At 71.8% G+C, this 23,992-nt stretch carries 22 protein-coding genes; 11 read left to right on the top strand and 11 right to left on the bottom strand.

Annotation, left to right across the window (positions count from 1 at the left end; all coding sequences use genetic code 11):
• Positions 1–42: 42 nt before the first annotated feature.
• A complete protein-coding gene (locus AC2AXK_RS02425) occupies positions 43–2,451 on the top strand; it encodes a glycoside hydrolase family 31 protein (protein ID WP_484343740.1) in 2,409 nt (802 codons plus the stop codon).
• A gap of 264 nt (positions 2,452–2,715) precedes the next feature.
• Here AC2AXK_RS02425 and AC2AXK_RS02420 read toward each other — a convergent pair whose 3' ends face one another.
• From AC2AXK_RS02420 to AC2AXK_RS02410, 3 genes are all read right to left on the bottom strand, one after another.
• Positions 2,716–5,304 (bottom strand): lysylphosphatidylglycerol synthase transmembrane domain-containing protein, encoded by a 2,589-nt coding sequence (locus AC2AXK_RS02420; RefSeq protein WP_484343739.1) that lies wholly within the window; start codon positions 5,302–5,304, stop codon positions 2,716–2,718.
• 73 nt (positions 5,305–5,377) lie between these two features.
• Positions 5,378–7,882, bottom strand: coding sequence for a glycoside hydrolase family 65 protein (locus AC2AXK_RS02415; protein ID WP_484343738.1), 2,505 nt, complete (start codon positions 7,880–7,882; stop codon positions 5,378–5,380).
• Positions 7,879–8,625: an HAD family hydrolase gene (locus tag AC2AXK_RS02410; protein WP_484344240.1), complete on the bottom strand. Its 747-nt coding sequence runs from the start codon at positions 8,623–8,625 to the stop codon at positions 7,879–7,881. Before AC2AXK_RS02410 ends, AC2AXK_RS02415 begins: the two co-directional genes overlap by 4 nt.
• 189 nt (positions 8,626–8,814) lie before the next feature.
• On the opposite strand from AC2AXK_RS02410, the gene AC2AXK_RS02405 reads away from it, so the two are divergent.
• Positions 8,815–9,696, top strand: coding sequence for an HdeD family acid-resistance protein (locus AC2AXK_RS02405; protein WP_484343737.1), 882 nt, complete (start codon positions 8,815–8,817; stop codon positions 9,694–9,696).
• Here AC2AXK_RS02405 and AC2AXK_RS02400 read toward each other — a convergent pair.
• Positions 9,598–10,419 (bottom strand): CPBP family intramembrane glutamic endopeptidase, encoded by an 822-nt coding sequence (locus tag AC2AXK_RS02400; RefSeq protein WP_484343736.1) that lies wholly within the window; start codon positions 10,417–10,419, stop codon positions 9,598–9,600. The genes AC2AXK_RS02405 and AC2AXK_RS02400 overlap by 99 nt on opposite strands.
• Positions 10,420–10,421: 2 nt before the next feature.
• Positions 10,422–11,081, bottom strand: coding sequence for a copper resistance CopC family protein (locus tag AC2AXK_RS02395; protein ID WP_484343735.1), 660 nt, complete (start codon positions 11,079–11,081; stop codon positions 10,422–10,424).
• A 166-nt stretch (positions 11,082–11,247) separates the two neighbouring features.
• On the opposite strand from AC2AXK_RS02395, the gene AC2AXK_RS02390 reads away from it, so the two are divergent.
• Genes AC2AXK_RS02390 through AC2AXK_RS02375 form a run of 4 tightly spaced genes read left to right on the top strand, consistent with a single transcriptional unit; the run spans position 11,248 to position 14,028 of the window.
• Positions 11,248–11,964, top strand: coding sequence for a hypothetical protein (locus tag AC2AXK_RS02390; RefSeq protein ID WP_484343734.1), 717 nt, complete (start codon positions 11,248–11,250; stop codon positions 11,962–11,964).
• The gene (locus tag AC2AXK_RS02385; protein ID WP_484343733.1) at positions 11,961–12,266 is read left to right on the top strand and encodes a transcriptional regulator; all 306 of its coding nucleotides are present in this window, start codon (positions 11,961–11,963) and stop codon (positions 12,264–12,266) included. The genes AC2AXK_RS02390 and AC2AXK_RS02385 overlap by 4 nt, the downstream gene beginning before the upstream one ends.
• Positions 12,263–13,222 carry an ABC transporter ATP-binding protein gene (locus AC2AXK_RS02380; RefSeq protein ID WP_484343732.1) on the top strand — a complete coding sequence of 320 codons (960 nt, stop codon included), beginning with the start codon at positions 12,263–12,265 and terminating at the stop codon, positions 13,220–13,222. The genes AC2AXK_RS02385 and AC2AXK_RS02380 overlap by 4 nt, the downstream gene beginning before the upstream one ends.
• The gene (locus AC2AXK_RS02375) at positions 13,219–14,028 is read left to right on the top strand and encodes an ABC transporter permease (protein WP_484343731.1); all 810 of its coding nucleotides are present in this window, start codon (positions 13,219–13,221) and stop codon (positions 14,026–14,028) included. The genes AC2AXK_RS02380 and AC2AXK_RS02375 overlap by 4 nt, the downstream gene beginning before the upstream one ends.
• A gap of 18 nt (positions 14,029–14,046) precedes the next feature.
• Here the strand turns inward: AC2AXK_RS02375 and AC2AXK_RS02370 are convergent, their stop codons facing one another.
• Positions 14,047–14,553: a hypothetical protein gene (locus tag AC2AXK_RS02370; protein ID WP_484343730.1), complete on the bottom strand. Its 507-nt coding sequence runs from the start codon at positions 14,551–14,553 to the stop codon at positions 14,047–14,049.
• 707 nt (positions 14,554–15,260) lie between these two features.
• Between AC2AXK_RS02370 and AC2AXK_RS02365 the strand changes: the two genes are divergently transcribed.
• Entirely contained in the window at positions 15,261–15,536 is a 276-nt protein-coding gene (locus AC2AXK_RS02365) for a hypothetical protein (RefSeq protein ID WP_484343729.1), read from the top strand.
• 201 nt (positions 15,537–15,737) lie between these two features.
• Here AC2AXK_RS02365 and arfA read toward each other — a convergent pair whose 3' ends face one another.
• The 3 genes from arfA to AC2AXK_RS02350 all read right to left on the bottom strand — a co-directional run bounded on the left by arfA (position 15,738) and on the right by AC2AXK_RS02350 (position 19,851).
• Positions 15,738–17,246: an arabinosylfuranosidase ArfA gene (arfA, locus tag AC2AXK_RS02360; RefSeq protein WP_484344239.1), complete on the bottom strand. Its 1,509-nt coding sequence runs from the start codon at positions 17,244–17,246 to the stop codon at positions 15,738–15,740.
• Between the two features lie 35 nt (positions 17,247–17,281).
• The gene (locus AC2AXK_RS02355; protein WP_484344238.1) at positions 17,282–18,571 is read right to left on the bottom strand and encodes a glycoside hydrolase family 27 protein; all 1,290 of its coding nucleotides are present in this window, start codon (positions 18,569–18,571) and stop codon (positions 17,282–17,284) included.
• Between the two features lie 236 nt (positions 18,572–18,807).
• Positions 18,808–19,851, bottom strand: a complete 1,044-nt coding sequence (locus AC2AXK_RS02350) for a LacI family DNA-binding transcriptional regulator (protein ID WP_484343728.1) — start codon at positions 19,849–19,851, stop codon at positions 18,808–18,810.
• Positions 19,852–19,964: 113 nt separating this feature from the next.
• Here AC2AXK_RS02350 and AC2AXK_RS02345 point away from each other — a divergent pair, with 113 nt between their 5' ends.
• The 4 genes from AC2AXK_RS02345 to AC2AXK_RS02330 are packed head-to-tail and all read left to right on the top strand — an operon-like array spanning position 19,965 to position 23,159.
• Positions 19,965–20,777, top strand: coding sequence for an ABC transporter ATP-binding protein (locus AC2AXK_RS02345; RefSeq protein WP_484343727.1), 813 nt, complete (start codon positions 19,965–19,967; stop codon positions 20,775–20,777).
• Positions 20,774–21,457, top strand: a complete 684-nt coding sequence (locus tag AC2AXK_RS02340) for an ABC transporter permease (RefSeq protein WP_484343726.1) — start codon at positions 20,774–20,776, stop codon at positions 21,455–21,457. The genes AC2AXK_RS02345 and AC2AXK_RS02340 overlap by 4 nt, the downstream gene beginning before the upstream one ends.
• Positions 21,391–22,242, top strand: a complete 852-nt coding sequence (locus AC2AXK_RS02335) for an ABC transporter permease (RefSeq protein WP_484343725.1) — start codon at positions 21,391–21,393, stop codon at positions 22,240–22,242. Before AC2AXK_RS02340 ends, AC2AXK_RS02335 begins: the two co-directional genes overlap by 67 nt.
• Entirely contained in the window at positions 22,239–23,159 is a 921-nt protein-coding gene (locus AC2AXK_RS02330; RefSeq protein WP_484343724.1) for an ABC transporter substrate-binding protein, read from the top strand. Before AC2AXK_RS02335 ends, AC2AXK_RS02330 begins: the two co-directional genes overlap by 4 nt.
• On the opposite strand, the gene AC2AXK_RS02325 is transcribed toward AC2AXK_RS02330, so the two are convergent.
• On the bottom strand, positions 23,156–23,623 hold the full coding sequence (locus AC2AXK_RS02325) for a hypothetical protein (RefSeq protein WP_484343723.1): 468 nt from the start codon (positions 23,621–23,623) through the stop codon (positions 23,156–23,158). The genes AC2AXK_RS02330 and AC2AXK_RS02325 overlap by 4 nt on opposite strands.
• 11 nt (positions 23,624–23,634) lie before the next feature.
• Positions 23,635–23,991, bottom strand: coding sequence for a metal-sensitive transcriptional regulator (locus AC2AXK_RS02320; RefSeq protein ID WP_484343722.1), 357 nt, complete (start codon positions 23,989–23,991; stop codon positions 23,635–23,637).
• Between the last annotated feature and the right edge of the window lies 1 nt (position 23,992).

Raw genomic sequence — 23,992 nt, 5'->3', positions numbered from 1 at the left:
CTCCCCGTCCCGCCCCGTCCCAGCTCCGGAGAACACATCCCCATGCCCAGCGCACGACGCCTGTCCACCGACCCGATCGCCCGTCCCGGGGCGGTGGTGGCAGGTGACCGCTACCGCATCACCGTCCTCACGGACGGTCTCGTCCGCCTCGAGTACTCGGACACCGGCCGCTTCGAGGACCGGGCATCGACGTTCGCGCTCAACCGTGCGCTCGACGTCCCGGACTTCACCGTCCACGACTCAGGCACGCACCTCGAGATCGTCACGTCCCGGATGCGGCTCACGTACGACAAGGGGCCGTTCACCACGAGCGGCCTGAGCGTCGCCGTCCAGGGCGGCATCAGCGCGTACCACTCGGTGTGGCGGTTCGGGCAGCCGGCCGACGACCTCGGCGGGACCGCCCGCACGCTCGACAAGGCGGACGGTGCGGTGCCGCTCGAGCCCGGGGTGGTCTCCCGCAACGGTTATGCCGTCATCGACGACTCGTCGTCGATGCTGTTCGACGACGAGGGCTGGGTCGCGCCGCGCCCCGCGGGCGGCCACGACCTCTACGTGTTCACGTACGGGCACGACTACACGGAGGCGCTCGCGGCCCTCTACGCGGTGTCGGGGCCCACGCCCGTGCTCCCGCGCTACGCGCTCGGCAACTGGTGGAGCAGGTACCACCGCTACACGGCGGACTCCTACGCGCAGCTCATCACGCGGTTCCAGGAGGAGGGCATCCCGTTCTCGGTGAGCGTCATCGACATGGACTGGCACGTCACCGACGTCCCGCGGGAGCTCGGCAGCGGGTGGACGGGCTACACGTGGAACCGCGACCTGTTCCCGGACCCGGCCGGGTTCCTCGCGTGGCTGCACGAGCGCGGTCTCCGGGTGACGCTCAACGTGCACCCCGCGGACGGCGTGCGCGCCCACGAGGACGCCTACGCGGCGATGGCACGGGCGCTCGGTCTCGACCCGGCGACGCGTGAGCCCATCTCGTTCGACGTCACGGACCGTGAGTTCCTCACGGCGTACTTCGACGTCCTGCACCGTGGTCTCGAGGCCGACGGGGTCGACTTCTGGTGGCTCGACTGGCAGTCCGGGCCCCACTCGCGGGTGGCCGGGATCGACCCGTTGTGGATGCTCAACCACTTCCACTTCCTCGACAATGCCCGCGAGGACCGCCGGGCGCTGACCTTCTCGCGCTACGCGGGACCGGGCAGCCACCGTTACCCCGTGGGGTTCTCCGGGGACACCGTGATCTCCTGGGCGAGCCTCGCGTTCCAGCCGCACTTCACCGCCACGGCGAGCAACATCGGCTACGGCTGGTGGAGCCACGACATCGGCGGGCACTTCCACGGCACCCGGGACGACGAGCTCTCGACGCGGTGGCTGCAGCTCGGTGTGTTCTCGCCGATCACGCGCCTGCACTCGGGGGCCAACCCGTTCATCACCAAGGAGCCGTGGACGTTCCCCACGGACACCCGGGAGGCGATGGTCGACATGCTGCGGCTGCGGCACCGGTTGGTGCCGTACCTGCACACCATGAACCACCGCGCAGCGGCGGGGACCCCGCTCGTGCTGCCGATGTACTACGCGGCGCCGGAGGCGCCCCAGGCGTACGAGGTCCCGAACCAGTACGCGTTCGGTTCCCAGCTGGTCGTGGCTGCGATCACCGAGCCGTGCGACCCGCGCACCCGGACCGCGCAGGTGCGGACCTGGTTGCCCGCCGGGGTGTGGGTGGACGTCCTGGCGGACCTCGTGTACGACGGCGACCGTGAGCTCACGATGCACCGTGACGTCACGGCGCTGCCGGTCCTCGCCCGGGCTGGTGCCATCGTCCCGCTCGACGGGAGCGCCGTGCCGGTGAACGACCCGGTCAGCCCCCGGCACCTCGAGGTGCTCGTCGTCGTCGGCGCGGACGGGACGTTCGAGCTCATCGAGGACGACGACACCCCCGGTGGTGACCTCGCGTGCACCACCCTGACGTACGAGCAGGCGTCGGGCCGTGTCGTGGTCCGGCCCGCGTCGGGGGCAGCGCACGTCGTGCCGGCGGTCCGCTCATGGACCCTGACCTTCCCTGCGCTGGCGCACGAGGGTGAGATTCCGGTGACCGTCGACGGTCGTCCGGTGACCGGGCACGTTGCTCGGACCGGGACCCGGGTCGCCGTCACCGTCACGGACGTGCCGCGCGACAGCGAGGTCGTCGTCGAGCTCGGTGCTGAGCCCGGGCTGCACGACAACCACGTCACCGAGCGGGTCTTCGCGCTCCTCGACCGGGCGCAGATCGAGTTCGACCTCAAGACCCGGATCCTCGGGCTCGCGACCGCACCGGGGCCCGTCGCGGGGCGGTTGTCCCAGCTCGTGGCGCTCGGTCTCGAGCCCGCCCTCCTCGCCGCACTGACCGAGCAGCTCGGCGCTGCCCTGAGCACCAGGCCGGCTCCCGTGCGCCCTCTCGCGGCTGACTGACGAGGACACCCCGGGGGGCATGACGCTTCCCCATCGCTGACCGGAGGTCAGTGATGTCAACGAAGGGAGCGCTCCCACAGCGGCCACGCGTGGGGCTAGTATTCGATCCGTCGGGGTGCAGACCTCGTCCGGGCCCCAGGGGGACCGCCGGTGCGATCCACTGGTGCCTGCGGCGGCCCGTGCAGTGCGGAGGCGTCTCACCTTGTGCGGGTGAGACGCCTCCGTATCTTCCGCCCCGAGGTCGCCGGGCCGGACAGCGACCCGCTAGAGGTCGCCCTTCTTCTGCAGGTAGCGCATCGCGACCCAGCCGAGCGGGATGCGCGCCCAGTAGGTGACCACCCGGAACAGCACGACGGCAGACGTCGCGATGGGTGCGGAGACGCTGGCCGTGGTCGTGAGCCCGGTGACGAGCGCGAGCTCGATCGCTCCCAGACCACCCGGGGTGGGGGCCAACGAACCCACCGTGTTGCCGATGAGGTACACGACAGCCACGTCGATGAGGTTGACCTCCCGGCCGAACGCAGCGAGCGCGGCGTCGAACGCGAAGACGTAACCGAGGGTCATGACGGCGTTGCCGACGAGCCCGAGCGCCATCCGCCCCGGGTTTCCGAGCATCTCGGACAACCTCGGCCACAGCTGCTGGACGATCGGCTCGATCTTCGTGTGCAGCCAGCGGCGGACGGCGGGCACGAGGAACGCGACGGCGGCGACGGCAGCGAGGATCGCCAGGGCCGAGAACACGGTGGCGGAGGGGAGGCTGCGCAGCGCCCCGCCGTTGTCGGTGACGACCGACAGCACCACGACGAGGATGATCGTCACGACGAGCTGGGACACCTGGACGAGCGCGACCGTCGCGACGGCGAGGGACGTGGACACGCCCCGTCGGGTGAGCATCCGCAGGTTGAGCGCCGCTGGACCGATCCCGGCGGGTGCGGCGAGGGCGACGAACGACGCGGCGGCCTGCACGAGAGTGACGCGGACGAGGGCCAGGCGCACGGGGGAGAACGCGACGAGCGTCACCGCGCCCCCCACCCACGTGAGGAGTCCGAGGGCGAACGCGACGAGGGCCCACCACGGCTGGGCCTCGGCGACCGCCCGGGCGATCTGGTCGAAGTTCACGGTGGTGACGACGACGACGACGGCGACGATCGTGATCGCGAGCGTGATGATCGTCCGGGCGCCGAAGCGCACGAGGTTGACGGGCTCGACGTCGGCCTGGGGCATCCGGGCGAGGAGAGCGGTGCGGAGCTCGGCGAACACCTCCTTGTGCCGGCCGACCTCCTCGCGGGTGCTGGCGGGCAGGGCGACGGTCTGCAGGAGCGGGCCGAGCGCCGCGATGTCCTCCTCGGGCAGGACGGCGGCGGCGGACGCGACGGCACGCTCGGCGCCGACCCGCAGGGCGAGCAGGGCGATGAGCTGTGACCGGTCGACGCGGCGGGCGAGGGTCGAGGACGCGACGTCGCCCGACTCCCAGCCGGTGAGCCACACCTGGGGCGCGCCGTCGGGCCCGGTCCCCACGAGGAGGACGTCCGCGGTCAGGGCGCGGTGCGCGAGGCCGGCGCCGTGGGCGAGCTCGAGCTGGCACCACGCGTCCCGCAGCACGGCGTCGGTGATCTGCTCGGTCGGCAGGTCCCGCAGGGGGACGGTGCCGACGGTGTGCTCCTGGATGAGGAGCATCGAGTCGCTGGCCTCCGCCATGCCGACGAGCTCCGGGGAGCGGACTCCGGCAGCGCGGGCCGCGTAGGCGAGAAGGGCGGCGCGCTCGGCGACGGCGCGCAGCGAGATGGCCGACCGCCCGTCGATCCCGCGCATCCGCAGGGACCGCCACAGGCGGGTGAGGAAACCGATGACCTGGCGGTCGCCGTCGAGGACGACGACGTCGAGGCGTGGGCCGTCCTCCTGCGTGAGGGCGTAGACGCGGTTGTCGGAGTAGCGGGTGATGGCGACGGCGGACGGGTCGGTGCCGAGGTCGCGGGAGGGGTCACCGGTGGGGTCGCCGGTGGGTCCCGGGGCGTCCCCGCTCAGAGGTGCGTCCGCGACGTCCCGCACGCGCACGAGCGCCGTGGGGTGGAACCCGGCGCGCCGGACGCCGGCGACGAGGTCGTCCCCGTAGGCGCGCTCGCTCGTGACTCCCGCCGCGTAGCGGACAGCGAGCCCGGCGAGCCGTCCGAGGAGGAGGGTGAGCAGCACCCCGGCCAGGGACACCTGACCGATGACGAGGACGATGCCGAGGGACACCCACAGGAGGTTCCAGGAGAACGCGACGGTCCGGCGGCGGGTGCGGGGGCCGGCGGCGGTGAGCAGTCCGGCGATCCCGGCGACGTACCCGGGGATCGTCAGCGTGTAGACGCCGCGCAGGGGTACGGACATGCCCTGGATGAGGTCGGGGGTCGCGAAGGTCAGCAGCGCCCACTCGGTGACGGCGGAGAGCGCGAGGCCGAGCATGAGGGCGGCGATGCACTCGACGACCTGGCGACCCATGCGTCGGATCGCGATCTCGGTGAGGACGGCGACCGGCACGACGAGCGTGACGAGACCCTCGAGGAGGGCGACGGGCAGGAACAGCACGCGGGCGAGGACGGACGAGAAGTTGCGGACGTCCGCCTGCACGCCCTCGGTGGTGCCGTGCGCGTAGACGGCGAGGACGAGCACCATCGCAGCGCCGACGGCGGTGAGCACGAGCGCGAGGAGGTCGCGCGGCTGGCGGACGTGGCTCATCGGGGTGTCGATGACGAGCACGGGCTGGTCCGTGTCGTCGTTCCGGGCCGCGGCGGCCGCGTCCCGGTGCTCGTCGACGGGGTGGAAGGAGCCGACGTCGTGCGCCACCGGGGGGCGGCGAGGTGAGGTCGGCATGCTCTGAAGTCTATTCCGGGAGGATGCGCCCGGGGGAGGTTATTCGTTGCGGCGCGGTCCGGGTCTCCCTCTCCTACGCGTGCTCGGCGTGCTCGGGATCGTTGTCGAGCGCGAGGGTGGGCAGCGAGGCCGTCATGAAGGAGCCGTCGGGCCGGCGGATCCCGTCCATCGCTCGCGCGCTGGGCGAGCCGAGCAGGTGGTGCCCCTGTCCGGCGAGCGGGACGGTCACCGGGGTCCCGGAGGTCACGGTCACCTCCTCGCCGCGCACGACGACGGTCGCGGTGTCCCCGACCTCGACGGTGAACACCATCTCGTGCTGGCGCAGGTCGACGCGCACCCGGGTGCGTCGCAGGGTGATGCGGAAGGTCAGCCCCGTCCAGGCGTCAGGCAGGCGTGGGTCGAACGAGAACACGCCGTTGTGGTCGCGCATGCCCCCGAAGCCCATGACGAGGGCGCTCCAGATGCCGCCCGCCGACGCCACGTGCACACCGTCGGGGGTGTTGTTGTGAAGGTTCGCGAGGTCGACGAACAGACCTTCCAGGAAGTACGGGATCGCGAGGTCCTGGTACCCGATCTCCGCGGCGATGATCGACTGCACGACGGCGGAGAGCGTCGAGTCCCCGGTCGTCAACGGGTCGTAGTAGTCGAAGTCGGCGCGCTTCTGCTCGGCCGTGAACTGGTCTCCCTGGAGCAGGAGCGCCAGCACGACGTCGGCCTGCTTGAGCACCTGGAACCGGTAGATCACCAGGGGGTGGAAGTGCAGCAGCAGCGGCTTGAGGCTGTCGGGTGTCTGCTCGAGGTCCCACCGTTCCTTCTCGAGGAACTGCGCGTCCTGGGGGTGGATGCCGAGGGTCTCGTCGTAGGGGATGTGCATGTTGTCGGCCGCGCGCGTCCACTCGAGGAGCTCGAGGTCGTCGAGGTTGAGCCGCGTGGTCATGCGTTCCCAGGCGGCGCGGTCCGTCCGCCACAGGTACTCGACGGACGCCGCCGCCGTGCGCAGGTTCGCGCGCGCCATGACGTTCGTGTAGAGGTTGTCGTTGACCACGGTGGTGTACTCGTCCGGACCGGTCACGCCGTGGATGTGGAACGTGGGATCGCCGTTGCCACGCCAGAAGCCGAGGTCGGCCCACATGCGGGCCGTCTCGACGAAGATGTCGATCGCGCCGCTGGCGAGGAACTCGACGTCGCCCGTGGCCCGCATGTACTGGGCGAGCGCGAAGGCGATGTCCGCGTCGATGTGGTACTGGGCGGTGCTGGCCGCGAAGTACGCGGACGACTCGAGACCGTTGATGGTGCGCCACGGGAACAGCGCGCCGAGCTGGTTGAGCTCCGTCGCCCGGTCCCGCGCAGCGCCGAGCATCTTCTGCCGAAAGCGCAGGGCGTTGCGGGCGACGAGGGGCGACGTGTACGTCAGCACGGGCAGGACGTAGATCTCCGTGTCCCAGAAGTAGTGTCCGCCGTACCCGCTCCCGGAGACACCCTTCGCGGCGATGCCGCTGCCGTCCGTGCGCGCCGTCGCTTGGGCGAGCTGGAAGAGGTTCCACCGGGTGGCCTGCTGGATCGCGGGGTGGGCGTGGACCTCGACGTCGGTGCGGGCCCAGTAGTCGGCCAGCCACGCGACCTGCGCGTCGAAGAGGTCCTCGACGTCGCCTGCACCCACCCGGTCGAGCGTCCGGTTGCACCGGTCGCTCAGCTCCCGCGCCGGGACACCGCGCGACGTGTGATAGCTCAGCGTCTTGACGAGCCGGATGGGCACGCCGGCGCGGCCCTGGATCGTGTAGACGTGCTTCGCGAGGTCGTTCTCGATGTGCGACGTCTCGAAGAAGCGGTTCTCCGTCTGCAGGGTGTGCTGGGCCCCCGCGATGATCGTCATCTTCGAGTTGGCGCACTGGTAGCCCAGGAGGTACCGGCCGTCCGCGGCGTGCTGGAAGCGGGGCAGGAGCACGCGGTCCGCGAGGCGTTCGGCCTTGCGGGGGTCCGCGGTGGTGACGCTCGCCGGCGCCCCCGAGGTGTACTCGTCCTGGCCGTCCTGCCGGTTGAGGATCTGGCTGGAGATGACGATCGACGCGTCCGAGTCGAGCGGGGTGACCTCGTAGTCGATGACGGCGACGTGCCGGTCGACGAACGAGACCATGCGCCGCGAGCGGATGAGGATGCGCTTGCCCGACGGCGTGCGCCACTCGACCCGGCGGGACAGGACCCCGGTGGTGAAGTCGAGCCGCCGCTCGTAGCTGATGATGTCCGCCTGGGTGAGGACGAGCGGCTCGTCGTCGACGTAGAGGCGGATGACCTTGGCGTCCGGCGCGTTGACGATGGTCTGTCCGACCTTCGCGAACCCGAAGGCCTCCTCGGCGTGACGGATCTTCCAGGTCTCGTGGAACCCGTTGACGAACGTGCCGTGGGTGTGTCCGCTGCGACCCTCCTCGACGTTGCCGCGCACCCCGAGGTAGCCGTTGGCCGTGGTGAACAGCGTCTCGGTGGTCCCGGCGTCGCTGGGGTCGATGATGGTCTCGACGAGCGCCCACTCGTCGATGGGGAAGCGGGTGCGGTCGAGGGGGTCGGACACGATCCTTCTCATGGGCTGTCCTCGGTGGTTCCTGCGGGTGTCGGGTCCTGCGCGGTGAGCGCGGGGACGAGCTCGGCGAGGTCCGTGACGACACCGTCCGCGCCGTCGTCGAGCAGCGCCTGGGCGCCCACGCCGCGGTCCACCCCGACGACGAGCCCGAAGTCGCCGGCCCGGCCGGCGCGGACACCGGACTGCGCGTCCTCGACGACGACGCACCGGTCGGGCGTGTGCCCGAGGAGGGCTCCGGCGTGCACGTACGTGTCGGGAGCCGGCTTCCCGGCGATCCCCTCGCGTGCGGCGAGGACCCCGTCGACGACGACGTCGAACCGGTCCCGCAGGCCCGCGGCCTCCAGCACCGGCACGGCGTTGCGGGAGCTCGAGACGACGGCGACAGCGAGGCCCAGGCGGGTCACGGCGTCGAGGAGGTCGACGGACCCGGGGTACGGGGTGACACCGTCCTCGGCGAGCACGGTGGTGAAGACGGCGTTCTTGCGGTTGCCCAGGCCGCAGACGGTGTCAGCCTCCGGCGGGTCCGTCGGCAGGCCCTCGGGCAGCTCGATCCCGCGGGACGTCAGGAGTGCCCGGACCCCCTCGTACCGGGGGCGCCCGTCGATGTAGGTGAAGTAGTCGGCATCCGTGTACCCGGCGGCCCCGTGCGACTCGAGGTACGGCGTGAACAGTCGCGACCAGGCGTGCATGTGGACGTCCGCGGTCGGGGTGAGCACGCCGTCGAGGTCGAAGAGGACCGCGCTCATGGTGCGCAGGCGCTCGCCGAGGGCGGTCGCGTCGAGGGCGGTGCGGTCATCAGGCACGGTCGATGTCCTCGGATTCTCCGGGCGGGCGGGCGTTCTGGCGGCGGGCACGAGCCTACGCCCGGTCCTACGATGGACGCTCGGGGAGATGCGCCCGCCCCGCACACTGAGCTTGTCCTCACGAGGTGGACCATGGCACGCAAGACCTCCGCATCCCGCACCGACCGACGGGACGCAGAACCGCCGACGAGCATCGCCCGGGCGGTGCGTCCCACGTGGTGGCTGCCGCTCCTGCGCGGGCTCGTCCTCATCGCGCTGGGTCTGCTCCTCATGATCGAGCCGCTGTCCGAGATGGGCAGGGTGCAGTACGTCTTCGCCGCCTTCCTGCTGGCCGACGGTCTCATCGGCGCGTTCCAGGGCCTGGCCAGCCGCCAGGAGACCGGGTGGCGCTGGTGGCTCGTCCAGGGCATCACCGACGTGGTGTTCGCGGTGCTCATCGTCCTGTGGCCGTCGCTCACCCCGACGACGCTGTTCTACCTGCTCGTCGTGTGGGCCCTCGTCCTCGGGGTCCAGTCCGTCATCGGGGCCGCGACGCTCGTCCGCAACCGGGACCTCGCGTGGCCGTGGCTGCTGACGTTCGGGCTCGTGTCGACGCTGTTCGGGTTCCTCCTCGTGACCCGGTCGGGGGACATCACCGGGATGCTCGAGGTGACGACCCTCGTGTTCGCGGTCTACGCCTTCGTCACGGGGTCCATCCACCTCGTCTCGGCGTTCTCGGTGCGGTCGGTCGCGCAGGACCTCGACCGCGCACTGGCCGGGCAGAGCCCGGTGCTCGACGCGATCGTCGCGCGGCGCGAGGACAGCCAGCGGATGTCGGCTGAGCGTGCCGCGGCGAAGACGGCCGCGCGCGAGGAGGCCAAACGTCGCAAGGGCGGCGTCATCCACATCGACGACGCGCCCGAGCGCCCCCGCCTGTCAGCCGATGCCGAGGGCGCGGAGCCAGGAGTCCGGGAGGAACTGGTACCCGACGAACGCGACGACGTCGAGCACCGTGTGCGCGATGACGAGCGGTAGCACGCGCCGCCTGCCCCACCGCGACTGGTAGAACCAGGCGAACAGCACGCCCATGGCGACGTTGCCGAAGAACGGCCCGATGCCCTGGTAGAGGTGGTACGAGCCGCGGATGAGGGCGCTCGTGACGATGATCTTCACCGGACCCCAGCGCAGGTCCTCGAGGCGTTCGGTGAGGTAGGCGACGACGATGATCTCCTCGACGAGCCCGTTCTCGAGTGCCGCGAGGACGAGGACGGGGACCGCCCACCAGTACGGGTCGAGGTTGGCGGGCTGGACGTCGACCGTGATGCCCATCGCCCGGCCGGCGACGTAGAACGCGAGACCCGGGATCCCGACGACGGCTGCGAGCCCGATGCCGACACCGGTGTCCCGGAGCGGGCTGCGGGCGTCGAGCCCGATCCGGCGCAGGACTCCGCCGCCCCGGGCGGAGAGCAGGTAGAGCGCGAGCGCGACGGGCACGAGGCCGAAGCCGATCGACAGCAGCTGGTACGTGAGGTCGAGGTAGGGGCGCGGGGACTGGGCGGTGTTGAGGGTCGCCGACTGGTCCCGCAGGGCGGTCTCGGCGGTGAGGCGGGCGATGATGTTGACGACGGCGTAGACGCCCGACGCGCCGAGGCTGAGGCCGAGGACGATCCAGATCTCGGCGCCGGTCCGCCAGCGCTCGCGGCGGGCGGCGGCCGCTGCCGAGAGCTCGGGACCGTCGCCGACGACGTCGCCCGTCATGCTCATTCCTTCGGTGCTCGCTTCTTCGCCCGCACGACGAGCACGGTGCCGGCGACGATGCCGAGGAGCGCGCCGACGAGGATGCCGGGCCAGGGGAGACCGGGCGAGTCGTCGTCGGTTTCGGCCTCGGCCGGGGCGCTCGAGTCGTCCTCGGTGGCGGCGTCCTCCTGCGTCGGGGCCTCCTGCGTCGTCATCTCCCCCGGCTCCTCGTCCGCTCCCTCGTCCGGCCCGAGGGACGGCTCCACGGGGCCGACCGGTGCAGCGACCGTGTAGGTGAACGTGCCTTCGATGGGGTGACCGTCCGAGGACACCGCGCGCCACGCCACGGTGTACGTGTCGTTCGGCAGGTCGGTGGGCAGGGGGAGCGACGAGGTCGTGCCGTCGACGGCGGGCTCCCCGGCGGCCACCTGGGTGCCGGCGCTGTCGGTGACGACGACGAGGCCGCCGAGCGCCTGGAGGTTCGCGCTGAAGGTGAGGGTCACGGCTGCCGGTGCCGCCGTGAGCTGCGCGCCGTCCGCGGGGTCGCTGCTCACGAGCGAGTCGTGGGCGCTGGCCGGGGTCGCGAGCAGGGCCGCGAGACCGGCGAGCAGCGCGATGACCGGCAGCATGAGGCGCTGGCGCGCGCGCGGGGTGGAGGTGGGGAGCGCGAGGGAGGTCGTCACGGGGACCACCCTAACGACGCCCCCTGAGAACCTCCCACCGGGCCCGCCGCCGGACGACCTGCCCGCCCTCGGAGCAGACACGTGCGCCCGGGGTTGTGGAGGTGGGAGGACCGTGGCATGCTCGCAGACTAGTTTGCAACGCAAAGCACTCTGACGAGGAGGCACGATGAACGACGCCGAGAAGGACCACCGGACAGCCCGGCCCGGGCACGAGGTGCTGCCGCCCGCGACCGCCGACGAGCGGCTCGACCCCGCCGAGAGCCTGCGCCTCATCGAGGCGCAGACGGCGAAGGTCCGCGCGACCGACCCTGACGGCCGCATCTTCTTCGCGATGTGGGGGTGCGCGTGGCTCGTCGGGTATCTCGCGCTGTACCTCACGGCCGAGGGGTCCCTGCCGGGAGGGCGGCCCATCGACGGTGGCGCCACGACCCCCGCCCCGTGGGCGTTCGCCGTGTTCGGCGGCGCCCTCACCGTCGCCGTCATCGCCACGATCGTCTACAGCATGCGGGCCACCGCGGGCATCCAGGGCGTCTCCGCCAGGCTCGGCGCGATGTACGGGTGGAGCTGGTTCATCGGCTTCCTGGGCGGTGGCCTCATCATCGGCGGGCTCGAGTCCGCCGGGGCGAGCGACGAGGTCGTCGCCCTCGCGTCCAACGCCGTCGCCTGCCTCATCGTCGGCATCCTCTACATGGCGGGCGGGACGTTCTGGCAGGAGCCGCGCCAGTACGCGCTCGGCATCTGGATCATCCTCGTCGCGGCCGTCTCGCTCTACGCGGGCCTGCCCTACACCTACCTCGTCATGGCGCTCCTGGGCGGCGGCGGGTTCCTCGTCGGTGCCGTCGTCGAGCACGTCCACGGCCGGCGTGCCGCGAGGCAGGCATGACGGAGACCGAGCTCGACCCCGTCATCCACGCCCAGGCGCGGTTGCGCGTCGTCGCGACCCTCGCGGCTCTGGCTCCCGGCGACCGCATCGCCTTCCCGCGCCTCCAGGAGCTCCTCGACATGACCGCGGGAAACTTCTCGACGCACCTGCGCAAGCTCGAGGACGCTGGGTACGTCGCCGTCACCAAGACGCACGAGGGCCGCAAGCCCGCGACGTACATCGAGCTCACGGCCCGTGGGCGGCGGGCGTTCGAGGACTACACCGAGTCGCTGAGAGAACTCCTCAAGGGGGCAGCAGGATGAGCATCGTGTCCGTGGCGGGCGTCACCCGCCGCTTCTCCGACGTCGTCGCGCTCGACGACGTCTCGCTCGAGGTGGGCGCGGGTGAGCTCGTCGGGCTCCTCGGACCCAACGGTGCCGGGAAGTCGACCCTCCTGTCCCTCGTGTGCGGGCAGCGCAAGCCCGACTCCGGGACGGTGCGCCTCGCAGGCAGGGACCCGCGCGACGCCGCGGCCAGGACCGTCCTCGGCCTCACGCCCCAGGAGACCGGCCTGCCCTCCACCCTCAAGGTGCGGGAGGTCGTCGACTTCATCGGCGGGCACTACCCCGACCCCGTCCCGACGGGCGAGCTCCTCGAGCAGTTCGGCCTCGGCGACCTCGCCGGCCGGCAGACCGGCGGGATGTCCGGCGGGCAGAAACGACGCCTCGCCGTCGCGCTCGCCCTCGTCGGCCGCCCCAGCGTCGTGCTCCTCGACGAGCCCACGACCGGCCTCGACGTCTCGGCGCGCCAGGCACTCTGGGACGCCATCCGCGAGTACCACGCGCAGGGCGGCACCGTGCTGCTCACGAGCCACTACCTCGAGGAGGTGCAGGCGCTCGCGCAGCGCGTCGTCGTCATCGACCGCGGGGTCGTCAAGGCCGACGACTCGATGGAGCACATCCTCGAGCAGGTCGCGCTGCGGCGCGTCGTCCTGCACACCAGCGCCGTGCTGGACGCCGGACCGCTCGCCGGGTCGGACGGGCCGACGACGCTGCCCGGCGTCGTGCAGACCACTCGCGAGGGCGACCGGTACGAGCTGCTCACCGCCGACGCGGACGGGCTCGTCCGGCAGCTCGTGCTGTCCGGGATCGACTTCCACGGCCTCGAGGTGCGCGGCGCCACCCTCGAGGAGGCGTTCGGCCAGATGGTCGACGCCGAGGCCACGGGCCCGGCCCCGCGGTTCGCGCCCAGGACCAGCACGGACGGAGCAGGACGATGACCACGACGTCACCCGGCGCGAGCGCCGGCACAGGACGCGCGACCCCGCGCGCGCAGTCCCTCACCCGGCTCACCTGGCTGCACCTGAAGTACCAGTTCCTCGAGACCGTCCGCGTCCCCATCGCCGTCATCGGCAACCTCGTGTTCCCGGCGCTCGCGATGTTCTTCTTCGTCGTCCCGCAGGAGGCCGTCGCGGGCGACCCGGTCATGGCGACCATGGCGGTGGCGTCCCTCGGGCTGTTCGCCGTGTGCTCCGCGAGCCTCTTCACGCACGGCGCCGGCATCTCCGAGGACCGGGCGCTGCCGTTCGACCCCTACGTGCGGACCCTGCCCGCCGGACCGGCACCGCGGATGGCCGCGCGCGTGCTCAACGGGGCGATCTTCTCCCTGCTGGCCCTCGTGCCGCTCGTCCTCATCGCGTGGCTGTTCACCGACGCCGCGGTCACCACCGGCCAGCTCCTCGGCGGTGCCGCCGTCATCCTCGCCGTGTCCGTGCCGTTCGTGCTCCTCGGCATCGGGATCGGCTACTCCCTCACGGCGAAGGCGGCGCTCGCGGTGGTGCAGGTCGTGCTCTTCCCCCTCGCGTTCGCGGGCGGGCTGTTCATGCCGCCGATGTTCTTCCCCGACTGGCTCGCGACGCTCTCCCAGGCCACCCCGACGCGCGCGGGCCGGGACATCCTCGTCGGCGTGCTCACGGGCGAGGAGATCTACCCGCTCGCGGTCCCGGTGCTGCTCGGCTGGACGGTGCTGTTCGCGGCGCTCACCGTCTGGGCGTACCGGCGCGACGAGGGACGCCGGTTCCGCTGACGCGCGCGAGGCCTCCTGCTACGCCTCGGCCAGCGCGCGGCCGATGCCCGCGAGGAGCGCGTCGACGCTCACCTCACGCTGCTCGGCGTCACTGTGCAGGACGATGCTCGCCGCGCGGAGGAAGTACGCGAGCGCGTCCAGGGACCGTGTCGCCTTCGTCGCGATCTGGTGGACGATGCCCAGGGGGATCGTGACGGCCGCGCTCGCGAGGGTCGCGTCGAGGTCGTGGGCGAGCGCGAGAGCGCCCGGCAGGAGCTGGAACTCGATGTCCGCCATGCGTGCGCTCGCGCGGATCGCGGCCTCGACGGACCCGTCGTAGGCGCCGTTGCGTGCCGCGTCGGCCGCGATGATGTGCCACAGGCGCCGGCCGGCGACAAGGGTGCTCACCCGGTCGGAGAGGCCGAGCTCGACGAACTCCTCCGAGAACTCGTGACTGGACTCGGGCAGCAGGACGTACGCGGTGAGCATGCCGAACGCCCGACGCATGTGGTCGGGTGTCACGGAGAGGTCGTGCGGGTCGTCCATGGGGGGAGTCTTTCAGACCGTTCGCGGCGCGTACATGATGGGTGCGACGCTGACGGGGCACACGAGCGCCTCGGCGACGTCCCGGTGGTCCGCACGGAACCCGTCGACCCCGGGCGACCACCCCGGCCCCCGTGCTCCTTGGGACGGGGTCGGAGATCCGTCGTGCGACTGAGGTGGATGGCACAGCGGGACCGGCGCGATGGGCCCGTGACCACCGCACCCGAGCCCACCTCCGTCCGCACCGTCCTGCGCCGGGTCGCCGCATGCTGGCGGCGGGGCGGCGTTGCTGCGGTTCTCGCGCTCTTCGTCGCGCAATACCTTAATCAGTCATCTCTAGTCGAGACACAGCAAACCTGGTAAGTTGCGGGTCATCGTCACGAATCTCCGCCGAGAAACAGGCACGAGAAACGTACCTCAGTGGCGCATGCGTTCAACTTTAGCCGTCACGTCCCAGCCAGGATGCAGGCAGCGTAATGCGAGTCGCAGCACGGATTTGCGCGCCTACCGCCCGCGTCGGATGTGAGATCTCTCGTCGCTTTGATTACCTCTGCTAGGCAGTTGCACTGATCATGAGAAATCGTAAAGCGCGCCCCCTGCTGCTAATTGCGGCCCTGCTCTCACTGGCGTGTACTGCCTGCGCCGAGGAGACGCCTTCGCCCTCTCCTCCTCTGATTGCCCAGGGAGACCCTGACAACCGGTGCGAGCCTGTGCGCGAGGTAACCGCAGAGGAGCTGGCCGAGATCACCGGCTGCAACTTCGAAGGTTCGATGGTCCGTGCCGGAAAGATCGGCGGCGCTGTCGTCCCTGCTCCCGGCGATTCGGTTTCTTCAGAGGCAATCACCGAGGGAGGCGAAGCTGTGCAGTTCAACCTTTTCAACTACGGGGAGCTGGGGGTCGCGCTTGAGATCTTGGACGAAGGCGGGAAGCGAACCCTATTCGGTTCGGTGCCGGCGATCGAGGCTTATCGCAGCACGTATGGCTAACCGATGGCGTGGCCGGAATCGAGTACGGCTCCGCGTTGAGTGCACAACTGTAGAACTTCCCTCGCACCCTCGGGCGCAGTGGCAGACGGCGGCTCGGAGGTGCTGCGCAAGCTCGGCGCTCGCGACCGCGTCAGAGCGCCGCCGCGGCCTGAGCCGCGACGACGCCCTGCCCTCCGACGCCCTGCGTTCCGCCGTCCTGCGTCAGCGCACCTGGACGCGGACCATGCTCCACGACGCCGGGGGCAGCTCCACCGAGAGGGTGCCGTCAGCGACCGCGGCCGACGGGTGAGCCTTCGGCACCACGCGGTCCGGGGCGTCCTGCGTGTTGGCGGCCATGAGGTCGTCGTCGGCGATGACGAGGGCCTCGGCGAGCTCGACGTCGCCGAACCCGGCGAGGCTCGCCGTGATGCTCACGGGCGACTCGTGGTCACGGTTGACGACGAAGAGGGAGATCTGCCCGGTCTCGGCGTCGTAGGTCGCGACGGAGTCGAGGGCGCTGACCTCGCCGTACGTCTTGGTGGTGATGGTCGGTGCCTGGAGGCGCAGGTCGAGGACCTCGCCCTTGGCGTGCTGGGACATGAGGGAGAACGGGTGGAAGATCGACTGGCGCCAGGCCGGGCCGTCCGGCTCGGTGCGGATCGAGGAGATCGTGTTGACGAGCTGGGCCTGGGACGCCGCGGTGACGCGGTCCGAGTGGCGCAGCAGCGTGATGAGCAGGGAGCCGACGACGACGGCGTCGAGCACGGTGTAGGCGTCCTCGCTCGTGCGGGGGAGCACCTGCCAGTCGCTCGGTGCGCTGTCGGTGGGCGCCTCGCCCATGTACCAGACGTTCCACTCGTCGAACGAGATGTTGATCTTCTTGTCCGACTTCAGGCGCGCCCCGACGTGGTCGGCGGTGACGGCGACCTGCTCGATGAAGCGGTCCATGTCGACGGCCGACGCGAGGAAGCTCGCGTGGTCCCCGTCGCGCAGCTGGTAGTAGGCGTGCGCGGAGATGTAGTCGACGAGCTCGTAGGTGTGCTCGAGGACGGTGGCCTCCCACTCGCCGAAGGTCGCCATGCCGCGACCGGAGCTGCCGCACGCGACGAGCTCGAGGGTGTTGTCGAACTGGCGCATCGCGCGGGCGGTCTCGGCGGCCAGGCGGCCGTACTCGTCGGCCGTCTTGTGGCCGAGCTGCCACGGGCCGTCCATCTCGTTGCCGAGGCACCACACGCGGATGTTGTGGGGCTCGACCGCGCCGTGGCTGATGCGGAGGTCGGAGAGGGCCGTGCCGCTCGGGTGGTTGGAGTACTCGAGGAGCTCGAGCGCCTCGGCGATGCCACGGGTGCCGAGGTTCATGGCCATCATCGGCTCGATGCCGGCCTTGGCGGTCCACCGCATGAACTCGTTGAGACCGAACGCGTTGGTCTCGATGGTCCGCCAGGCGTAGTCGAGGCGGGTGGGTCGCTCCGAGAACGGTCCGACGCCGTCCTCCCACTTGTACCCGGACACGAAGTTGCCGCCGGGGTAGCGCACCGTGGTCACACCGAGCTCGCGGACGAGGTCGAGGACGTCGCCGCGGAAGCCGTCCTCGTCGGCGGTCTCGTGGCCGGGCTCGTAGATGCCCGTGTAGACGCAGCGGCCCATGTGCTCGACGAACGACCCGAAGAGTCGGCGGTTGACGGGGGCGACGACGAAGTTCGGGTCGATCGATACGCGTGCGTTCTGCATGGTCATGTCTCCACGGGGGGTGAGGTGTGCGGGATTCAGGTCAGGTGAGGCGCGGTGTGTTCCGGGTCGAGCGCGAACCAGCGCACGCCGTGCGCGGGGACGTCGACGTCGAGGTGGCCGGATCCGTCGAGCGGATCGGCGGGCGTGCCCGGCTGCCACAGGTCCGTCGTGAGCCACGTGCCCGGCGCGGCGTCGTGCCCGACGACGGAGGTGAGCCGCACGCGGGTGGCTCGGGGCTCGTCGCCCGTCCAGAAGATCGCGACGTAGCGTCGCTGTCCGGACCTGGCCGTCCAGAAGATGAGCTCCCCGCCCTCGACCGGCTCACGGACGATCTCGCGGCCGTCGGTGCTCGTGTCGAGGACCTCCCGCAGGGCCGGGGTGGCCAGCAGCTGGAGGGTCTCCTCGCTGCTCGTGGGGAGGTCGCCGCCCATCATGAGCGGGGACCGCGCCATGCTCCACAGGGTGAGGAGCGTCTGCTGCTCGGCGTGGGTGAGCCGGCTCGCGCGCGGCTCGCCGCGCTCGGCCCGCAGGCCGATGCGGCCGAGCGGGAGCATGTCGGCGTCGGCCCAGCCCCCGCTGCGCTGGAAGGGCGCCCAGCGGGCGAGGCGGGCGAACTGCGCGTGCACGTCCTCCCACCGGTCCCACAGGTCGTCGGAGATGCGCCACATCTGGGCGTGCTCGCGCAGGTGCGGCTCGTGGTGGGTGGACAGGTGCGTGCCGGGGGACAGCGACAGGGTGATGTCGCGCCCGCTGCGGGCGATCGCGAGGGCGTACGCAGCGATGTCGCGGTCGTAGTAGGGCGCCTGCATGTCGTCGGCCTTGATGAAGTCGACGCCCCAGGCGGCGAGCTGCGCGACCTGGGAGTCGTAGTACGCCTGCGCGCCGGGGTGGTCGTGGTCGAGTCCGAGGTTGTCGGGGTTCCACGCACAGACGTGCTCGTGGTCGGCGACCTGGCTCGCGGTCCACTGCGTGCCGAGGATCGGCAGGTCCTGCTCGACGGCGATCCGTGGGATGCCACGCATGACGTGCACGCCGAACTTCAGGCCCATCGCGTGCACGGCCTCGGCGAGGGCGGTGAACCCGGTGCCGTCGGCGGACGAGGGGAAGCGGTTGGGCGCGGGGAGCTGGCGGCCGTATGCGTCGAGCACGAGGGGTGCACCGGTGTTGTACCCGTGGGAGCGCGCAGTGGGGTCGTACCAGGCGATGTCGACGACGACGGTGTCCCAGCCGTGCGCGAGGAGGCGGTCGCGCATGACCTCGGCGTTGGCGAGCACCTCCGCCTCGGTCACGGTGGTGCCGTAGCAGTCCCAGCTGTTCCAGCCCATCGGCGGGGTCTCGGCGCGGCTGGCAGGGAGAGCGGGTGCGAGGGACAGGGCCGGGGCTGCCGTGCTCGTCGACGTCGCGTGGCTGGCGTGCACGGCGGCTCCTCAGGTCTTCGTCGACACGGGGCGCGGCATCGTTGCCGCGGTAGTACATCGTCGTAGAACAACGATGTAGAAGAACATACAGTCGCACGGGGAGGTGGTCAACGACCACCCGCGGACTGGTCAGCGGTCGAGGATCACCCGTCGACCGGGGCGGACGACTCCCGGATGTGGAGCGTGTACGGCGCGACGACGAGCTGCGGCTCGGCGTCGCTCGCCCGCTGACCGTGCTCGACGAGCAGCCGGACCGCCGCGTCGGCGATCTCCTGCCGGCCCGGCGCCACGGACGTGAGGGTCGGGGTGGAGTACGCAGACTCCTCGACGTCGTCGAACCCGACGACCGCGACCTGCTCCGGCACCGAGATCCGCCGGGTGTGCAGGGCGTGGAGCGCGCCGTGGGCCAGCGCGTCGTTGAAGGTGAAGACCGCGTCGAACGTCGTCCCCGAGTCGAGCAGCCGGTGCAGACCCTGCTCGCCCGTCGACCGGTGCCACGGCGAGGCCGCGACGACGAGCTCGGGGTCGAACGCGACGCCCGCGGCGTCGAGCGCCTTCCGGTAGCCACGCAACCGGAGCGTCCCGGAGCCCATCTCCTCGCCCGGGCGCGCGCCGACGACGGCGATCCGCCGCCGACCCGTCTCGAGCAGGTGGGTCGTGGCCGCCGTCGCTCCGTCGACGTTGTCCATCGTCACGTGGTCGGCGCCCGTCCCGAACACGGACTCACCGAGCAGGACGAGCGGGAAGTCGACGTCGAACAGTGCACGGTCCTGCGCGCCGAGACCGAGCGGGGAGAGGATGACGCCGTCGACGACGTGGCGCAGGGCGCCCCGCAGGACCTCCACCTCACGCTCGCGCCGCGCGTTCGTCTGCTCCACGAGCACCCGCAGGCCGGAGCGCTCCGCCGCGACGATGACCGAGTCCGCGAGCTCCGCGAAGTACGGCAGGCGCAGCTCCGGCAGGACGAGGGCGATGAGCCCTGTGCGCCCCTGGCGCAGGTTCCGGGCCGCGACGTTCACCTGGTAGCCGAGCTCCGCGATGGCGGCCTCCACCCGGGCGCGCGTGTCGGGACGCAGGTACGCGTACCCGTTGAGGACGTTCGAGACCGTCTTGGTCGAGACCCCCGCGCGGAGGGCCACGTCGCGCATCGTCACGTTGCCGGGGCGCCGGGGGTCGGTCGGGGTCATCGGTGCAGCGTAGTCGCCGGGCGAGGACCGGTTCTGACGCTTAGCGTAGGAACGCTGGCATCCGGTCGGCGCCGGGGCGCGCCCCGGCATCCGCCGACGACGCAGGAGACGACGTGATCGAGTTCCGCGCTGCTGGGAAGACCTACCCCGACGGGACGGTGGCCGTCGCCGACTTCAGCTACCGGGTCCCCTCCCACCGGACGGTCGCGCTCGTCGGGTCCTCCGGCTCGGGCAAGACGACGCTGCTGCGGATGGTCAACCGCATGGTCGAGCCCACCTCCGGCGCCGTGCTCATCGACGACCGCGACGTGCGTGAGCTCGACAAGGTCGCCCTGCGCCGGTCCATCGGCTACGTGCTGCAGGCCGGCGGGCTCCTCCCGCACCGGACGGTCCTCGACAACGTCGCCACCGTGCCGGTGCTCTCGGGCACGCCCCGGCGGCGGGCACGGCTCGCGGCCGCCGAGCTCCTCGACCGGGTCGGTCTCGACCGTTCGCTCGGCGACCGCTACCCCGCGCAGCTCTCGGGCGGCCAGCAGCAGCGCGTCGGCGTCGCGCGTGCGTTGGCGACCAACCCGGACATCCTGCTCATGGACGAGCCGTTCGGCGCCGTGGACCCCATCGTGCGGCGCGAGCTGCAGGACGAGATGGCCCGCTTGCAGGCAGAGCTCGGCAAGACGATCGTGCTCGTCACCCACGACATCGAGGAGGCGTTCCGGCTCGGTGACGAGGTCGTCGTCCTGCGCACCGGCGGCGTCGTCGCGCAGGCGGGCACCCCGGCGGAGATCCTCGCGGACCCCGCGGACGACTTCGTCCGGGACTTCGTCGGCGCGGACCGCGCGGAACGCGAGCTGTCGACCACGCAGATCGACGGCCGCAGCGTCGTCGTCGACGCCACGGGCCGGCCGCTGGGGGTGCTGCGTCCATGACGTGGCTGTCCTACAGCTGGGGTCTCATCGCCGAGCTCACGTGGGCGCACCTCGTCCTCACCGTCCCCGCGATCGTCCTGAGCATCCTCGTCGCCGTGCCGATCGGCCGGTTGGCCTTCCTGCGGCCCCGGGCCGGCAGCGTCCTGCTCAGCGCCGCGAGCCTGCTCTACGCGGTCCCCGCACTGCCGCTGCTCATCATCGTCCCCGTGATCTTCGGGCTGCCGCTGCGCTCGGAGGAGACGATGATCGTCGCCCTGACCCTCTACGGCGTCGCGCTCCTCGTGCGGACCGCGGCGGACGCGTTCGGCGCCGTCGACCCGCAGGTGCGCCAGGCGGCCGTGGCGCTCGGTCACTCGCGCCGGGCGCTGTTCTGGCGCGTCGACCTGCCGCTCGCGACGCCGGTGCTGCTCTCCGGCGTGCGCGTCGTCACCGTGAGCACGGTCGCCCTCGCGACCATCGGCGCGCTCGTCGGGATCTCGAGCCTCGGCACGCTGTTCACCGACGGGTTCCAGCGCGGGATCGGCGCGGAGGTGACCACGGGGATCGTCGTGACCGTCGCGCTCGCGCTCGTCCTCGACGGCCTCTGCGTGCTCGCCGGCCGGGCGCTCACGCCGTGGACGCGCGCGACGAGCGGGCGCTCGTCGCGCCGGGCGCGGCGGAGCAGGGCGGCGGTCGCATGAGCCTGCTCGCCGAGGCCCTGGCCTGGCTCGCCGACCCCGCGCACCGCACAGGTCCGGGCGGCATCCTCACGCGGCTCGGGGAGCACCTGGCCATCACCGGCGCGGTGGTGCTCGTCGCGGCGGTCGTCGCGATCCCCGCCGGGGTGCTCGTCGGGCACACCGGGCGGGGGCGGGGGTTCGTCGTGGCGACCGCGGGTGCGGCGCGGGCCGTACCGACCCTCGGCCTGCTCACCCTCCTCGGGCTGAGCCTCGGCATCGGGCTGGAGGCGCCCCTCATCGCCCTCGTCGTCCTCGCCATCCCGTCGCTGCTCGCCGGGGCCTACGCCGGGATCGAGTCCGTCGACCCCGTGACCGTGGACTCCGCGCGGGCCGTGGGGATGAGCGAGATGCAGATCGTGCGACAGGTCGAGCTGCCGCTCGCGGCCCCCGTCGTCGTCGGTGGCATCCGCGCCGCGACGCTCCAGGTCGTGTCCACCGCGACCCTCGCCGCGTACGTCGCCGACGCCGGCCTCGGCCGGTACCTCTTCGCGGGCCTCAAGGCGCGCGACTACCCGCAGATGCTCGCCGGTGCGCTCCTCGTGGCAGCCCTCGCCCTGCTGCTCGACGTCGTCCTCGCGGCCCTGCAGCGGTGGGCCGCCCGGGCCGCCGCGCCCGTCGGGGCGGCGCGCCCCACCCCACCGGACCCCACCGCCCTCGCCACGACCATGACCGCATCCGCCACGACCGCACCCGACCCGAGCCGCGCCCCACAGGTGCCGCACCACCCCGAAGGACGGACCCCATGAAGCGTTCCCGCACCGCACTGACCGGCGTCACGCTCGCTGCCATGATCGCGCTCGCCGGCTGCTCGTCGAGCGACCCGCTCTCCGAGGAGAGCCCGGCCGCCGGGGCCTCCGACGGTGACTCGCCGATCGTCGTCGGCTCCCAGGACTACTACTCGAGCGAGATCATCGCCGAGATCTACGCCCAGGCCCTCGAGAACGGCGGGTACGAGGTCGAGCGGGACTTCCGCATCGGCCAGCGCGAGGCGTACCTGCCCGAGATCGAGTCGGGCGCCATCGACCTGTTCCCGGAGTACACCGGACCGCTGCTGCAGTACTGGGTCCCCGACACCGAGGCGCGCCTGCCCGACGAGGTGCTGCCCGCTCTCGAGGACGCCACGCCCGAGGGGCTGCGGGTGCTCGAGCCGTCGCCCGCGTCCGACCAGGACGCGTTCGTCGTCACGCAGGAGTTCGCCGACGAGTGGGACCTGGAGACGATCGCGGACCTCGCGAACGTCACGACGCCGCTGACGCTCGGTGCGAACTCCGAGGCCGAGACGCGGCCGAACGGGCCGAAGGGCCTCCAGGACGAGTACGGCATCGAGGTCGGGTTCTCCCCGATCGAGGACGGCGGTGGCCCGCTCACGGTCAAGGCGCTCGAGGACGGCGACATCCAGCTCGCGATCATCTACACCGCTGACCCGTCGCTGGCGCGCAGCGGGCTCGTCGCCCTCGAGGACACCGCCGGGCTGTTCCTCGCGTCGAACGTCGTCCCGGTGGCGAGCGACGACGTCGACGAGGAGGCCGCAGCGATCATCGACGAGGTGAGCGCCGCGATGACCCCCGAGGGGCTCGTGGAGCTCAACACCCGCAGCGTCGACGAGCAGCTGCCGGCGGCGACGATCGCGACCGACTGGCTCACCGAGAACGGCCTGGTCTAGTCCTCGTGCCGGGGCGGCGCCACGACGGCGTCGCCGCCGGCCGGGTCCGTCCGGGGGCGGTCGCGCAGCACGACGAGCCCGCGCACGGCGCCGTTCCATCCGGCGAGGACCGCCGTCGCGCCCGTGGCCCCGGCCGCCTCGAACGCCGCTGCCAGCCTGTCGTCGGGGAGGACGCCCTCCTGGGCGAACCAGCCCGGTGAGCCGACGAGCACGCGGGTTGCGAGAGCGAGGCCGGAGTGGGCGACCCGCACGACGCCGGACGCCCCGTCGGGTGTGCTCGTGACGCCGAGCACCTGGTCGGCGCCGATCGGGACGCCGTCAGCCCCCGTCTCGTGCCCGGACGCGGGGGAGCCAGCGGTCGCCGCGGCGGCGATCGCCCGGCCGGCCGGGTGCTCCCACAGGCGTGCGACCGCGCCCGCGAGCCGCAGGGTGTCCGGGTCCCCGTGGACCGAGTCGACGATCATCGCGCAGTCCGTCAGGACCGGACGAGCCGGCGGATCGCGTCCGTGGCTTCCTTGATCTTCGCGGCGGCGGCCTCGTCGTCACCCTGCCGGGCGGCGTCGAGCACGCAGTGCTTGAGGTGGTCGTCGAGCAGCCCGACGGCCACCACCTGCAGGGCGCTGGTGAGTGCGCTGATCTGCGTGAGGATGTCGATGCAGTACTGCTCCTCGTCGATCATCTTCGAGATCCCGCGCGCCTGACCCTCGATGCGGCGCATCCGCTTGAGGTACGCGTCCTTCTCGCTGATGTATCCGTGGTGGTGCGCGTCGCTGCTCGGGTGCGCCACGTCCGTGTGCTCGATGCCCGTGTGCTCGATCTCCGTGTGCTCCATG

Source organism: Sanguibacter sp. Z6_81 (assembly GCF_057180625.1).
The sequence above is the reverse complement of the archived record's forward strand: the minus strand, read 5'-3'. Positions and strand labels throughout refer to the sequence as shown.

Bases quoted from the DNA above. Each gene is read 5' to 3' on its own strand.
- AC2AXK_RS02425 (WP_484343740.1), top strand. From the start codon at position 43: ATGCCCAGCGCACGACGCCTGTCCACCGACCCGATCGCCCGTCCCGGG.
- AC2AXK_RS02420 (WP_484343739.1), bottom strand. From the start codon at position 5,304: ATGCCGACCTCACCTCGCCGCCCCCCGGTGGCGCACGACGTCGGCTCC.
- AC2AXK_RS02415 (WP_484343738.1), bottom strand. From the start codon at position 7,882: ATGAGAAGGATCGTGTCCGACCCCCTCGACCGCACCCGCTTCCCCATC.
- AC2AXK_RS02410 (WP_484344240.1), bottom strand. From the start codon at position 8,625: ATGAGCGCGGTCCTCTTCGACCTCGACGGCGTGCTCACCCCGACCGCG.
- AC2AXK_RS02405 (WP_484343737.1), top strand. From the start codon at position 8,815: ATGGCACGCAAGACCTCCGCATCCCGCACCGACCGACGGGACGCAGAA.
- AC2AXK_RS02400 (WP_484343736.1), bottom strand. From the start codon at position 10,419: ATGACGGGCGACGTCGTCGGCGACGGTCCCGAGCTCTCGGCAGCGGCC.
- AC2AXK_RS02390 (WP_484343734.1), top strand. From the start codon at position 11,248: ATGAACGACGCCGAGAAGGACCACCGGACAGCCCGGCCCGGGCACGAG.
- AC2AXK_RS02385 (WP_484343733.1), top strand. From the start codon at position 11,961: ATGACGGAGACCGAGCTCGACCCCGTCATCCACGCCCAGGCGCGGTTG.
- AC2AXK_RS02380 (WP_484343732.1), top strand. From the start codon at position 12,263: ATGAGCATCGTGTCCGTGGCGGGCGTCACCCGCCGCTTCTCCGACGTC.
- AC2AXK_RS02375 (WP_484343731.1), top strand. From the start codon at position 13,219: ATGACCACGACGTCACCCGGCGCGAGCGCCGGCACAGGACGCGCGACC.
- AC2AXK_RS02370 (WP_484343730.1), bottom strand. From the start codon at position 14,553: ATGGACGACCCGCACGACCTCTCCGTGACACCCGACCACATGCGTCGG.
- arfA (WP_484344239.1), bottom strand. From the start codon at position 17,246: ATGCAGAACGCACGCGTATCGATCGACCCGAACTTCGTCGTCGCCCCC.
- AC2AXK_RS02355 (WP_484344238.1), bottom strand. From the start codon at position 18,571: ATGGGCTGGAACAGCTGGGACTGCTACGGCACCACCGTGACCGAGGCG.
- AC2AXK_RS02350 (WP_484343728.1), bottom strand. From the start codon at position 19,851: ATGACCCCGACCGACCCCCGGCGCCCCGGCAACGTGACGATGCGCGAC.
- AC2AXK_RS02340 (WP_484343726.1), top strand. From the start codon at position 20,774: ATGACGTGGCTGTCCTACAGCTGGGGTCTCATCGCCGAGCTCACGTGG.
- AC2AXK_RS02330 (WP_484343724.1), top strand. From the start codon at position 22,239: ATGAAGCGTTCCCGCACCGCACTGACCGGCGTCACGCTCGCTGCCATG.
- AC2AXK_RS02325 (WP_484343723.1), bottom strand. From the start codon at position 23,623: ATGATCGTCGACTCGGTCCACGGGGACCCGGACACCCTGCGGCTCGCG.
- AC2AXK_RS02320 (WP_484343722.1), bottom strand. From the start codon at position 23,991: ATGGAGCACACGGAGATCGAGCACACGGGCATCGAGCACACGGACGTG.